The sequence below is a fragment of the Gardnerella sp. KA00243 genome (genome assembly GCF_049244105.1).
GTDB classification, from domain to species: domain Bacteria; phylum Actinomycetota; class Actinomycetes; order Actinomycetales; family Bifidobacteriaceae; genus Bifidobacterium; species Bifidobacterium leopoldii.
Genome location: NZ_CP058375.1, coordinates 856,190 through 870,664 on the forward strand (window position 1 = coordinate 856,190; position 14,475 = coordinate 870,664).

Below are 14,475 nucleotides of genomic sequence, written 5' to 3' on the forward strand. Positions count from 1 at the left end.
CCACTTGCGCTCAATTCTATTACTAAAAGCACACAAAACAAACCAGACGTAACAAAAAAGTGCTTGTTTGAAACAAAAAATTCTATAAACACGACATAAATCAGTAAAAAATACGACGCAAAAATAGAAAAACAGAAAAATATAGTCAGTATCTATTAATCAAAAACAAAATCAAATTAATAAATAAATTGACAATAAAACCTAGATAGCAAATCCCAAAGTGCGAGCCGCCGCCACTGGAACTGCTTCATCCGCCCAATAATCCTCAAGGTTCTCATCAGTGGAAAGTGAACGCATTTCTGCACGATCAATATAAAGTTCACCACGAAGATGATCTGTTTCGTGCTGGAAAATACGCGCAGGCCAACCATGCAAACGCTCGGAATGTTGTTTGCCGTCCTCATCCTGCCAAGTAGCCTGAATATCAAGCCAACGTTGACGTACAGCCTGATAGCCGGAAACGCTTAAGCAACCTTCATAAAAACTACGAGTTTGCGTACCAATAGGCTCATAATGAGGGTTAATAATAGCTCTAAACGGAAGCTCTGCGATGTCACGAGGATCGTCCTCATCATCACGAACATGATCTTCAATAACAGCAATAGCAAGACCAAGACCAATTTGAGGAGCAGCTAAACCAACTCCCGGAGCTTCCAACATTGTGCTATGCATTAACGAAATTAGCTTAGTAAGAGTTGCACGTGTAAGCTGACCATCATACGCAACAGTACGCTGGCGAAGAACAGGCTCACCTGCCTGCACAATCGGCAAAATGCCGTCTTCTGTAGCGGAATCAAGCAAGCGCTCAACAGCGCGACTGAGCTTAGTATCAACACTTGCGTGATGCGTAAACATAGGACTCCTTTTCACCGTTTTAAATAACGCGCATAATAACGCGAAAATATACAAAATTTACATGCCGCGAGCAGAATTTGAAAGCAGCACTAAAGATATAAGTGTATCAAAATTATTTGCGCACTGCTAGAGCCGACTGAGATGTAAGCAAACAGAGAACGCAAAAGTAAACAAACTTATAACTTCAGATTATCAACCACAACTTGAGCAAGACGAGCGCAAACCTCATCCGCCTGAGTTTGAGTTGCAGCCTCGCACATAACGCGCACAAGAGGCTCGGTGCCGCTAGGACGCAAAAGCACGCGACCTGTATCTCCAAGAAGTTTCGATTCTTTCTCAACAGCTGCAAGCACAGCTGCGTTAGTTTTCGAAGCCATTTTATCTACATTTGGCACATTTACAAGAGCTTGCGGAAGCTGTGGGAAGTCTGCAGCCATTTGCGAAAGTTTCTTGCCTGAACGCACAACTTCACGGCACAAAGTCAAAGCAGTAAGCGTACCGTCGCCGGTGGTTGCAAATTCGCGATTAATAACGTGACCAGACTGCTCGCCGCCGAGCGAATAATCGTGCTTGAGCATTTCTTCAAGAACGTAGCGATCGCCAACGTTTGTTTGCACTGTTGCAATACCCATATCTTTAAGAGCAAGTTTTAAGCCAAGATTGCTCATAACTGTAACTACAAGAGTGTCATGATTAAGCTTGCCTTCAGCCTTTTTAGCGCGAGCAAGAATACCCATAATTTGATCGCCATTAACCATATTGCCGTTTTCATCGACAGCCAAGCAGCGGTCCGCGTCGCCATCAAACGCAACACCTAAATCAGCCTTAGAAGCTTTAACCATAGCTTGTAACTGCTCAGGATGAGTCGAGCCCGCATGATCGTTAATGTTGTAGCCGTCAGGAGATGCGTTAATAACTACAACTTCTGCACCAGCGCGGCGCAAAGCCTCAGGAGCAACAACAGAAGTAGCACCATTCGCGCAATCTGCTACAACACGCAAACCTGCAAGCGGCTTTGGGCGCGTAGTAGAAGCGTTACTTAAAGGCGCAACAGCAGAAACTAAATGATCAATATACAAGTTAGTAGCTGTAGTAGTATCATGGCTGACTCGACCTACACCAGCACCAGTTGGACGCTCCCAATCTTGACCAAGCACAGCCTCAATCTCATCTTCCTTGCTATCTGGAAGCTTAAAGCCTCCGCGCGCAAAGAATTTAATGCCGTTATCTGGCATAGGATTATGCGACGCAGAAATAACAGCACCCATTTCAACGTTAAGCACGGAAGTGAGGAAAGCAACGCCAGGAGTTGGGATAATTCCAGCATCGATAACATCAAAACCGCCAGCACTCATGCCAGCAGCGAGAGCAGAAGCTAGAAAATCGCCAGAAACGCGAGTATCTCTACCAATAAGCGCGCGGCGACGAGCGTGAGCGGAGCGAGAAGAAGTATCTGATGACGCTTCTTCTTCTGCAGCAGACGCAACCGCGCTTTTATCTCCCAAAACGCGCACTGCAGCGTCACCTAAATCTAACGCAAGTTGCGCTGTTAAATCGCGATTTGCTAATCCACGCACACCGTCTGTACCAAACATTCTTGGCATAATAAAGCCTCTTTCGCAAAAATCACTTCTCTTGCGCGCAAGCAAACAACATCGCATACTAGCGCGTCACACACTATCCGCAATTCTACTCACTGTTTCGCATAACGCGCTAGCGCAAAGAAGCTTTGCAGTAATACTTCTGCGAACATCGATTACTTGTTGATTAGTGAACTTTAACATTCATGCTCTGCAGATATTGAATACTTATCACCTAGTGGACACTAGCATTCGCGCTGCTGCACAAACTGCACCAGACTCTCCTACCACACCACAAAACACTAGCGGTTTTACTAATAGTGAGGGGCGGGTGTTGCTTGGTCGAGCAATATAAAAGCGGAACGATAGTAATAATCGTGATGATGAATAACTATTTCCGCAGAAAAAGTAAACAAAAAACTAAACTTAACTACCTATCCACTAGTCCAAATGAGGTATAGGAGCGTAGCGCTGCGAGACAAGTAACCCCACCCCTCACAGCCACTCCAGAAAACTGCCAGCCAAGCACCACATTAAACAAAAAACTCGCGCCACATTAAACAAGAACTTACTTGCTCAATGCAGCGCGAAAGCAGGACATCGCACTAGCGCAAGAAAGCGTTGTAGCGCTGCACTTTAAGCGTGCGGCGCGAAGAATCAAGGCTGCCAAGAACCATGCGACGCAAAGCCTGATCCGCATCAGCATGAGCCTCAAGCCACTTTTCACCGTGCTTAACCAGCTCCTCAACCGGCGCATACACAGGATACAAGCCCTCAATCAGAGCCTCAGCCATATGGAATGTGCGGTTCTTCCAAATCCACTCAACTTCAGCAAAGTAGCGCTCAACATAAGGCTTAACCAAATCGCCTTTAGCTGTGCTTGCAAAGCCGGCAACCACAGCACCCATTTGCATATTAGTTAAATCGAGATTACGCAAAGCCTGTTCGAAAGCCCAATCCTTAGCTTCTGCAGTTGAGCGAGCTGCACGAGCTTGGTAAGCATATTCGCGATTCTCGGTAGTATCGCGCTTAGCGAGTTCCGCGTCAATTCCAGCTTCGTCCAAAGCATTCACGCCTGCGAGCGCAATCAAAATGCTCCAGCGCAAGTCGTTGTCGATTTCCAAGCCTTCCAAGCGCACGGAACCGTCGAGCAAGCCGTTAGCTACGCGCAAGAACTCAGCATCTCCAACTTCGCCGTATCCAAGATAAGCCTTAACGAGCTGGAATTGCTCGTCGGAACCTGCAGAAGCTGCCAAAGCCAACTGCCACAATTCGTGAGCAACATGCTTTGCGACTTCTGCTTGACGCTCTGGGACAACGTAGTGGCTTGCAGTTACTTTCACTTGACCAAGAGCATAGCGGAAAGTAGTTGATTCGCGCTCAGTTGCCAAAGCTTTAAGGCTGAGTTCTACGAAGCGTTCTGCTGGGAATTCTGCGTCGCGAGTCATGTCCCACAACGCGAGCCAAATAAGTGAGCGAGTCAAAGAATCCTTGAAACGATACAAGTTTTCGGCAGCAAATTCAAGCGACTTTTCGTCAAAACGTAGCTTCGTGTAAGTCAAGTCGTCGTCGTTTACAAGGATAAGTGCTGGCATTTTTTCGCCGCGCGCCTCAACAACTTCCGTCACTTCGCCGTCTACGTCAAGTTCGATTCGCTTTGTGCGCTTAATTTCGCCAGTTGCTTCGTCTACATTGTAGAATCCAACAGCCAAACGGTGTGCGCGAAGAACAGGATGCTCAGCTGGCGCGCTCTGACGCAAACGCAAGGAAGCAATAGTGCCGTCACCTGCTTCTTCGACTTCGGTAGAAATCGTGTTAATTCCAGCCTTTTCAAGCCATTGAGCACTCCAAGCTTTAAGATCGCGGCCGCTTGTAAGCTCTAACTCGTGCAACAAATCGGCCAAAGTTGCGTTGCTGTATGCGTGCTTGCTCAAGTAGTTGCGAATTCCTTCAAAGAACTTTTCGCGACCAACATACGCTACGAGTTGCTTCAATACGGAAGCACCCTTTGCATAAGTGATGCCGTCGAAGTTGACGGAAGTGTCATTCAAATCGTTGATTGGAGCCACGATTGCGTGCGTTGTTGGAAGCTGATCTTGATTAAGTGCCCAGCTTTTTTCGCCGGAATTGAAAGTGCTCCAAGCGTCATGCCATTCGGTTGCTTCAGCAGTTGCAAGAGTAGAAGTGAATTCTGCGAAGGATTCGTTAAGCCACAAATCATTCCACCACTTCATGGTCACGTAGTCGCCGAACCACATGTGTGCAAGCTCATGCAAAACTGTTACAACGCGGCGCTCAGCATAAGCGTCCGTGACTTTGGATTCAAACACGTATTGATCGCGAATCGTAACCATACCAATGTTTTCCATAGCTCCAGCGTTATATTCTGGCACGTAAATCTGATCGTACTTTGCGTACGGATACGGCACTCCCCAAGTCTTAGCGTAGAAAGCAAAACCTTTCTTCGTAATATCGAACAAGTAGTCAACGTCTTTTGCAAAAGCGTCTTTAAGTGCCTGACGGCAGTACATTGCCATTGGCACTACGCGACCGTCTTCGTTGTCGTAAGTTGTGTGCCATTGCGCGTAAGGTCCTGCGCAAATAGCAGTTAAATAAGAGCTCATCTTTGGAGTTGACTCGAATACCCAGCGCTTCATGCCTTCTACAGTGCCATTTTCCAAAGTGCCTGCTTCAGTTTCGCGGCCTTCCAGCACTGTTTCGCTTTTAACTGGCATGTTGGAAGTCACAATCCAGCTTTCTGGAGCATCAACCGTAAAATCAAAAACAGCTTTCAAATCTGGCTGATCAAATACAGCATAAACACGGCGAGCATCCGGCACTTCGAACTGAGTATATAAATACACGTTTCCGTCAGAAGGATCGACACTTCTGTGCAAACCCTCGCCCGTGTTGGAATACTGGCAGTTTGCTACAACTTCTACGGTATTATGCTCAAGCAAATTTGCAAGCTCAATTCGGCTGTCTGCAAAAACTTTAGAAACGTCAAGATCGGTACCGTTTAACACCACGGATTCTACGCTGTTTGCAATTAAATCGAGGAAGCTTGCGCTACCAGCCTTAGCATCGAACTCAATCTTTGTGCGCGAAGTAAAATCGCGTCCGCCTTTTCCTAAATCGAGCGCAACATCGTAGTGAATTGGCATTTGGATAGCGTCGAAACGCTCTTGAGCTTCTACGCGAGTAAGATTTGCTCCTGGCATATTTTGTACCTTTCTTATTTTTTCTTATTTTTAATTATATTTACGATTATTTTCAGCTATTTACGAATAATCGCGAATATTTTTCTTTATTTTTGATTATTTTTCATTATTCTTGACTATTTTTTGCAATATCCGCAACTACCGGAACGAGCATAGGCTTCCTGCGTAAAGCGCGAGCCACCCAACTGCCCAATGTGCGTCGCATAATTTGCTGCAATTTATAAGTATCGTGCTCGCCGCGCATCATAGCATCTTGCAACTGTTCAACAATTTGATGACGAACCTTCTCAAAATCAGCCTCGTCTTCAGCAACAGCATTCAAGAAAATCTTTGGACCAGAAACCACGTCAGCGTGCTCTGTATCAACTACAACAAAGCTCGAAACGAAACCTTCCGTGCCCAAAATTCTGCGCTTTTCAAGCTCTTCATCTGTAAGCTCACCGACAGAATCACCATCAACATACACGTAACCGCATGGCACAGAACCAACAACTGCAGCATTGCCATGATACAAATCCACAACATCGCCGTCTTCAGCAAGCACAACGTTATTTGGATCAACGCCAGTTTTTACTGCAATCAATCCGTTTGCAACCAAGTGACGATGCTCACCATGAATTGGCATGGCGCACTTTGGCTTCACAATGTTGTACAAGTACAGCAACTCGCCTTCATTGCAATGACCAGACACGTGGATAGCAGCATTATCTTTGTTAATTACGCGCGCACCCAACTGCACAAGCTTATTAATAACTTTGTAAACCTCATGCTCATTGCCTGGAATAAGCGAACTTGCAAGAATAACAGTGTCAAACTCGTTAACAGTAATATCTCGGTGACTGCCATCTGCAATACGCCCAAGCGCAGCCATAGGCTCACCTTGTGAACCAGTGCACATGTATACGAGCTTGTCATCCTGAATATCCTTCGCCTGTTTTAAGTCAACAACAGTATTTTCAGGAATATGCAAGTAGCCTAAATCCGCAGCAATTGACATATTACGAACCATCGAGCGACCAACGAACACAACTTTGCGCCCAAACTTATGCGCAGCGTCAACCACTTGTTGCACGCGATGAACGTGACTTGAGAAGCTAGCAACAATAATTTTGCGCGTAGCTTCAGCAAAAGCGCGATCCAAAGCCGGACCAATCGAAGTTTCAGGCTTCACAAATCCTGGGACTTCAGCATTAGTGGAATCAGCCATAAGCAAATCTATGCCTTGCTCACCTAAACGCCCGAACTCAACTAAATCAGTAATGCGATGGTCAAGAGGAAGCTGGTCAAGTTTAATATCTCCAGTATCAATAAGCGTTCCGGCTGGAGTTTTTACGCACACAGCGAGCGCATCTGGAATAGAATGCGTAACAGTAATAAATTCAAGGTTAAACGGACCGACTTTCATCTTATCGCGACCTTCTACGCGAATAAGCTCCGGATCAATATGATGCTCTTTGCACTTAGCTTCCACAAAAGCAAGAGTTAGCTTTGAACCAATTAACGGAATGTCGGGACGCATCTTAAGAAGGTAAGGCACGCCACCAATATGATCTTCGTGACCATGCGTTAAAACCAATGCCTCAACTTTGTCTAAGCGATCTTGAATGTAGTGAAAATCTGGGAGAATCAAATCAACGCCTGGCTGCTCTTCTTCTGGGAATAGCACACCACAATCGATAAGCAGAATATGACCGTTATATTCAATTACGTTCATATTGCGGCCGATTTCACCCAAACCACCAAGCGGTACGATTCGCATTGAGCCTTTACGATACTTTGGCGGCGCAATAAGCGCACCTTCTCTTTGATCGTTAACTACAGGAGGAAGAACATTTCCTGTTCTACGAGTTGATGACTTTGCGTTTTCTGTTTTAGTTTCTTTGTTGAATTTAGCTTTTTTAGTTGATTTAGTTTTAGCAGATTTTACATCTTTAGTAGATACTGATTTAGTTGAAGTATCAGAAGACATTTTTTTATTCACTTTTTTCACCGACTGTCGAATTTGCTTAGACGACGCAGAAGATTCTTGGTTATTAAGAGAACGCATATTATCAGCGTCAGATTGCAACGCATCGCGTACTACTTCAGCAAGAATTTCCTCAGTACGTTCATCATATTCTATTTTCATATTCATCTCACTACATCTTGCGATATTGCGCACTTCTTTCTAGTGTACCGTTAGGACTCAACTCAGCTTTTGTTACTGAAACGGCAGAAACTTTACAGCGGCGTAAAGAAACTGCCGTTCCCTAGCCAAAAAGCGGCAGAAACTTTACACGCGTGCGCAGTTAATGTCGCTTTTTAAGCACCATTACAATAAACCAGCCGAACGTTGCGATAGGTATAGCTGCCATTGTTGAAATCCACGGAACCATCATTCCGGCATGCGAATTCCACGAGTCGATTGCAGCTCCAGCAGCCATCGAACCTAAAGAACAGCCGACAGCAGACGCAGTTGGTAGCCATGAAAGACCTTCCGTAAGCGATTCTTCAGGGACAGTTGCTTTAACGATAAGATTTCCAGTAGCAAAAATTGGCGAAACGCATAAGCCGGAAAGCACTTCAAAAACGCTCATAAGCATAAGTCTGTCAATATTAAGACTCATAAGCACAAATCCAACAGTTAAACCAGTCAAAAATACAATCAAATGCGACCAATTAGAACCGCGGAATTTATGCGATCCAAAAATAATCGCTCCCACAAGCGAACCGCATGCAAACAATGCCAGCTGCATACCAATAAAATGATCAAGTCCTTGAGCTTTCATTGCAGCTGTTACAGACACGTCAAATGCACTAAAACTCATATTAAACACAACAAACATGAGCACTAGCGGGATAATACCGCGGTAAAGCAGCACGTTTTTGCCACGCTTTTTTGAGTGATGATTGTGCAATTGCTTAAGACTAAATTTGTCTGCAAATGAGCGTTTCGGTTCTTGCTTTTGAGATTCCGCATAATCTTTAGAAATTTCATCTTCTTTTTGAGAAGCGATTAATACATCAACGTCTTCAGCTGCAGCAGTTGGAACTTCCACTACTTTAAGCACAGCAGGTTGAGTATTTTTTAGAGAAAAGAACCAAGCTCCGCCCAATCCACTTGCAAATACTGGCACGAATAATTGCGAAACAGGATGCACAGAAGTTGCTAACCACGCAGCTAAAATAGGTCCTAATATAAACACAATTTCATCGATACCAGATTCCAACGCATAAGCAACGTTTAATAAAGAATCGTCATCTTCTGCACGCAATGTATAAGCCCAACGAGTACGCACCAACGCGCCAAAAGCAAACTGAGTTACGCCCATCACAATTGCTAGCACAAAAAGCAAAACAAGAGGAACCTTAAATAACGCTGCACATGCAAAAGAAATCATAGCGATTACTTGTGCACTTAGCGCAATAACTCCAACTTTACGCTGACCAAAACGGTCGAAAAGCTTAGCATACACAGGAGTTACCGCAGCTTGTGCAAGCACATACGACGCAGACATTGCTCCAGCAATAGTCCAGTTGTTATACAAATGGTTTAATGCAAGAACAATCCCCAACGCAATCATAGACATTGGCAAACGCGCAATTGCGCCTGCTACGCAAAACGCTTTAGCTCCATTAAATGAAAATAATCTAGAATATTGAGAAAATACCGATGCTTTCTTAGTTGCCGTTTGCGACGACATATATTTCTTTGCTCCTTTTGTCAAGCAAGTCACGCACGTTATACATTTGCATATTTTTTATTAGCACGTTTTAGAACGAGCATTCGCTTGCTTTGAACGAACTCTCGGCTCACCTGAGTAAATATACAAGTCATCCACCAAAGATTTCACGTTCTTAGCTTCATAAGGATGATCCGAACGCATAAAAGAAGCATCTCTTCTAAGCCCGTGATAATCATAAAAGCTTACGTCGCACGCTGAATCAGTATGCAAATAGTAACGATTTACGCCATTATTTCTTAGCATATGCATTGTTCGCTTCCACAAGCCTCCACCGACACCATGCCCACGAGCATCCGGAGATACAAGGAAAAGCTCCAATTCCGCTTGAGTTAAATTATTAATATGAGATTTTGCTTCAAGTTTAGTTTCCAACGCGCGCATGCCATACGCTTCTTCTAAAGCGAGAGCATAGTTTTTGTCACAATTTTCTTTCATTGCGGCTTCTTGCTCGCGAAGCATTCTCCCTACTTCTGGAAATAAAACAGGTGCGCCAAAAACTCGCGCCAAAAGCAGACCCATAAACTTACCGTCTACTTCAGCAATAGTACCATGCGTTGAAGGTTCCAAGTAATGCAACACACATCTTCGAGAAAGACTTAACGAAGCATCTTTCCCAACTTCTTGCGCAATACCCCAAGTACGTTCATATTCTTTAACCATTGCATCAATATCGCTGAGTTTTACAGAACGAAATTCAACAGTCATGATTCTTCCTTACTTCATACTCAAATCGATGTTGTGCGTATGCCCGCCCACACACACTGCACGAGGAATCTGCACGTTTTCGAAGTGATGCACGATGCGTTTCAATCGCGGCGCAAAATACGTTACAGCAAACAAAAATTGCAGCAAATAAATTGCGGCAAAATGATTGCAATAGCAACATTTATGCGTCATCATCATCGAGGGAGATTAACGTGTCAGAGTGTAACTCGGCAAGGATCTCATCTTTCGTTTTTTGCTCGGCATGAATTTCCCGTTCACATTCATCCGATATGTTCACATAATAAAGGGTGGCATCGATAGCATCAAGCGGAACCTTAGTCATAAGAGACAGAAGCAGACGATACCAGTCAAGCTGACCAAGTTTAAGCGCAATATCTTGTGGCTTGGTTGGTTTTCTACCGGTTTTCCAATCGACTATCGTGTACAATTTGCTTGGATCTTCTGGATTTAAACCACCTGCGAATATTGCGTCGATTTTGCCATTAATAATTTGATCGCCTAATTCTGGAACATGAGCTACAATCGGCTGCTCTGCTGCTATAGGACGGCGATGCGCCCATTTTGATGTTATTAAACGCTGCTTCCATATCAACAATTTGCGCTCAGAAGATTTTGCATTTTGCGAAATCTTCTCGCAAGTTCCAGCAACGTTCTCATCAATATTCTCGCCAACGTTCTCATCAACGTCATACTGAATAGAATTTTTATTCACACAACCAGTTTTTATAAACTGTTCAGCCCAGGCATGAAAACGAGTTCCCAAATCAGAAGCAGGCGAAGAAACACTAGGAATAGGGCGAATAATTGCCATCCATTCCTTTCGCAAACGCTTAGCATCCGCATCATCAAAATCTTCATTCGCGCGCGAATAATCATTACGAAACATAGCGCGCCTTTGCACAGCAGTCACATTGACATTTTCAACATTAGAAAGCTGCTCTGCTCTGTTTTTTAACTCTTGAATGTTGCAATACCAATCAATTTTCGGCATTAAATCCGCATCTTGTAGCAAAGCTTGAGCTTTGTAAAGCAAAGAATTATCTTTTGAAATACCAGAAACTTGATTACTAATTTTTGAATTTACAACGTCTTGCGCAGATTTTTGCAATACACTACGTATAGCTTCACTAGATGCACTCGGCCAAGATAATTGCTTCTTATTATCTTCAGTTGGAATAGAGCTTTCCTCGCTAAATAATTGCGCAAGTTGCGAAGCTGACTCCCCTACAACATAACCTACTTGATTTGAAGAATCTGAAACCTTAGCTGTGACCTGAACCGGAGATTCTTCAGATCCGCGCATTGAATCATACATTTCCTGCCAAAAAACAGAAGGTTTTTTAACTCTAGAAGTTGAAATATTTGAAGATTCATCTACAGAAGAAGCTGCACTATTTGCAAAATTTTCTTTATTCTCAACAACGCTCATAGCATTAGACTGGCTGCAAGTGAGCAATGCTGCGAATTTAGCACGCGTCAAAGCAACATACATAAGGTGACGCTCGTCAATGTGCAAAGCGCGCCCACGCTCCTCGACTTGCGAAAGAGGCAATGTGCCAGTTTTCATCACAGCGTCATACACTTTGCTAGCTTCTGAAGGAATCGCTTCTACTGGAGCCTGCTCATGCTCATGGAACTTTTCTGCCAAATCAAACATTTCTCTAGCTCTTGAACCATAAACTTCTGCGTCAATATCGTCTACAGTTAACATATTTTTCAAAGATTTTTGAGGTTCCATGCTAGTTTCAAGATCAACATCGTGAGGGAATCTTGGCAATATATTTGCATCCACTCTCATAGAAACAGGCACTTTTGCAGCAACTTCGAGCGTTGCGTATGCCCTTTCCCTGTACACGCCACTTTGTTGCGTTGCTATTACGCGCAAATTATCGCCTTGATTACTTGGGAACACGCCTTCATTAAGCCCAACTATCGCTACAGCAGGCCATTCCAAACCTTTCGATTGGTGAATAGTCATTAATACGACATCCGCAGGTTCATCCACTGAAGAAGGTTGATCGTTAATTTTGTCTATATTGAAAATCCAAGACATAAACCCATGCAAAGTAGGAGTTGTAAAATCGCTCATTTCTTGCAAATACGCGTCTGCTAGTAGACAAATAGAATCGACAGTAGAGTGCATATCGTTAAGAAGCGTTGCATTAGAGGAAGTATCATTCATAAGCGCACGAGATAGCGCAACGTCAATATCAACGTTAAGCGTTTCTACAGCAACGCGCATAATATCTTGCAAAGAGCCAGATTGAGCACGTTGTATTGCATGAATCATTTGCCCTATTCTTAACACTGCTACATAAGCTTTAGAGCTTAAATTATTTTTTAGATCAGAAAGCAAATTATTGTCGTTATTGTCGTTATTTTTTGCTTCTTCGCTTAGTTGGGTTTCGTATGCTTCAAGCAAAACATCCGCCACAAAAACTCCACCATGAATACTATTGGTTTGCGAAGCTTGAGATTGCTGTTCTCGAACAACTTGCGACCACTTAGAGCGAGGAGTTTCAGCATCTACTAAACCTGCTTGCACTAAAGCACGAAAAACATATTCGATATTCTTTGATGTTGCAATATTAGCTATAGCAGCTAAATCGTCAGTATTAAGCGCAAAACGAGGCGTTGCAAGCAATCTCATCAAAGCTTGAGTATTTGTGTGATCTGCAACAACAGAAAGAAGAGCTAAAACATCTCGAATTTCTGGTTTTTCAAGCAATGCAGAATACCCAACAGTAAGAGTGCGCAAACCTGCTTTTTGTAATGCTTCTTCGTATAATGGAATATTATTTTTGCTACGGAAAAGAACTGCAACTCTAGCAGATGCAGAATTAGTATCGTCGTTTTCAGATAGCGCATTATGTTTTACATATTTTACAAAACGCACAACGGCTTCTACTTCTTGATATTGCGTAGGCATATTTAACACACCAAAAGTACCTTTTGGCGCATTATCTAAGTATTGCAAGTTTTTCACTTCTACTTCTGTAGCAAGTGAACTACTATGACGAAGCGGAGGCACTCGCAAAGGTTTCGTAATAGAATTTGCAGCTTTTAATATAAGCTGCGAATTGCGTCGCGTTCTTGTAAGAGAAAACTCACTTGACTGGTCGATATTTAGTGCTTGCTCAAGCTTTCTGAAAGCTCCGGAACTAGCTCCTCTAAACGAGTAAATAGCTTGGAAGGGATCACCTACTGCAGCAATATGCGTTTGTTGAGTAGTCAAAAAGTCTTGATTTTCACTAGTTTTCGCAACAACGCTAGCTTCTTCAACACCGCTAGTTTTTTTATGAAACAGCGTTGCAATCAGCATTGCTTGAGTGGTAGAAGTATCTTGATATTCGTCAAGCAAAACTTGGCTGTATTGGCGGCGATACTGCTCTGCAATAGAAGGAAAATGCGTCACCAAACGGTATGCAGCAATAGTAAAGTCGCTAAATTGCGCCATATTTGCGCGCTGCTTTGCTGCGTCAAAAGCCAAAACTAATTCAAGTAATGCATTGCGCTTCTTAGCAGCTTCAAGCAAGTTATTACAAGATTCATAACACTTATTTTTTAATGTAATATTCAGGTATTCTACGTATTCTTTTCCGTAATTTTCGCACTTTTCGAAATATTTTTCATCCGAATCGTTTTTTCCGCGACGCAATTTAATAGAGCTAGGCTTTTTTGCAATTATTTCAGTAGTTTCAGCACAATCAATTGCTTTTTGCAAATGTTCAATCCAAGCGTTATTCCACTTTTGAATTTCTAGAACAGCTTTAGACGTGCTATCTATAGACTCTCCCCTGCTATTTATGCCAATCATCGAGCATGAAATATCTGCTGCGAGCGCAAGCACGTCGTCAATAAGCGCATCAAAACTATACCAAGACAGTATTTCCGCATGATTAGTAACATAATCGTTTACTAGCGGTTTTATTAATTCGCGCGCACCTGCATCGCTTAAAGGTTGCGTATTTTGATCAAATCCAACGAGCAAACCATATTGGCGCACAATTGACTGGAAAAAAGCATCGTATGTCATTACTTCTGGCTTCAAAAAGCCACTTGAAGATGCAGAATTTCCGTTATTAATGAGCTTATTTATTTCGCTACTATGCTGACTTACAGCTTGAGCAACTCTTGCAAGCAGCTCAGAAGCTGCTTTATTAGTAAAAGTCAACCCCAAAATACTTTCAGGAGCAACTCCGCGCTCAATAAGGTCGATAACGCGACGAGTCATCGTATACGTTTTGCCACTTCCAGCTCCTGCAACAATAATCATGTTCTTATTTGTTGGCGCTTGAATTGCTGCAGCTTGTTCCACGCTATCGGTGTTCTTGCGAGTAAATTGCTTATTTGTTTTATCAATCATAA

Annotated in this window: 7 protein-coding genes; all 7 read right to left on the reverse strand. The window is 43.3% G+C overall.

The window, feature by feature from the left end:
* Positions 1–201: 201 nt before the first annotated feature.
* On the reverse strand, positions 202–855 hold the full coding sequence (locus tag HXT50_RS03315; RefSeq protein WP_004107289.1) for a peptide deformylase: 654 nt from the start codon (positions 853–855) through the stop codon (positions 202–204).
* Positions 856–1,031: 176 nt separating this feature from the next.
* Complete coding sequence (glmM, locus tag HXT50_RS03320; protein WP_112928885.1) at positions 1,032–2,459, reverse strand: phosphoglucosamine mutase; 1,428 nt, start codon at positions 2,457–2,459, stop codon at positions 1,032–1,034.
* Positions 2,460–3,040: 581 nt separating this feature from the next.
* Positions 3,041–5,656, reverse strand: coding sequence for an aminopeptidase N (gene pepN / locus HXT50_RS03325; protein WP_421777019.1), 2,616 nt, complete (start codon positions 5,654–5,656; stop codon positions 3,041–3,043).
* 106 nt (positions 5,657–5,762) lie between these two features.
* On the reverse strand, positions 5,763–7,790 hold the full coding sequence (locus tag HXT50_RS03330) for a ribonuclease J (RefSeq protein ID WP_004118687.1): 2,028 nt from the start codon (positions 7,788–7,790) through the stop codon (positions 5,763–5,765).
* A 154-nt stretch (positions 7,791–7,944) separates the two neighbouring features.
* Positions 7,945–9,339 carry an MFS transporter gene (locus HXT50_RS03335; RefSeq protein ID WP_004107275.1) on the reverse strand — a complete coding sequence of 465 codons (1,395 nt, stop codon included), beginning with the start codon at positions 9,337–9,339 and terminating at the stop codon, positions 7,945–7,947.
* A gap of 60 nt (positions 9,340–9,399) precedes the next feature.
* Positions 9,400–10,086 (reverse strand): GNAT family N-acetyltransferase, encoded by a 687-nt coding sequence (locus HXT50_RS03340; RefSeq protein WP_004107272.1) that lies wholly within the window; start codon positions 10,084–10,086, stop codon positions 9,400–9,402.
* A gap of 181 nt (positions 10,087–10,267) precedes the next feature.
* Complete coding sequence (locus HXT50_RS03345; RefSeq protein ID WP_421777020.1) at positions 10,268–14,473, reverse strand: ATP-dependent DNA helicase; 4,206 nt, start codon at positions 14,471–14,473, stop codon at positions 10,268–10,270.
* Positions 14,474–14,475 lie beyond the last annotated feature (2 nt).

What these genes read in the sequence shown, in the direction of transcription:
- glmM (WP_112928885.1), bottom strand. Translation starts at nt 2,459, where the DNA reads ATGCCAAGAATGTTTGGTACAGACGGTGTGCGTGGATTAGCAAATCGC.
- HXT50_RS03330 (WP_004118687.1), bottom strand. Translation starts at nt 7,790, where the DNA reads ATGAATATGAAAATAGAATATGATGAACGTACTGAGGAAATTCTTGCT.
- HXT50_RS03335 (WP_004107275.1), bottom strand. Translation starts at nt 9,339, where the DNA reads ATGTCGTCGCAAACGGCAACTAAGAAAGCATCGGTATTTTCTCAATAT.
- HXT50_RS03345 (WP_421777020.1), bottom strand. Translation starts at nt 14,473, where the DNA reads ATGATTGATAAAACAAATAAGCAATTTACTCGCAAGAACACCGATAGC.
- pepN (WP_421777019.1), bottom strand. Translation starts at nt 5,656, where the DNA reads ATGCCAGGAGCAAATCTTACTCGCGTAGAAGCTCAAGAGCGTTTCGAC.
- HXT50_RS03315 (WP_004107289.1), bottom strand. Translation starts at nt 855, where the DNA reads ATGTTTACGCATCACGCAAGTGTTGATACTAAGCTCAGTCGCGCTGTT.
- HXT50_RS03340 (WP_004107272.1), bottom strand. Translation starts at nt 10,086, where the DNA reads ATGACTGTTGAATTTCGTTCTGTAAAACTCAGCGATATTGATGCAATG.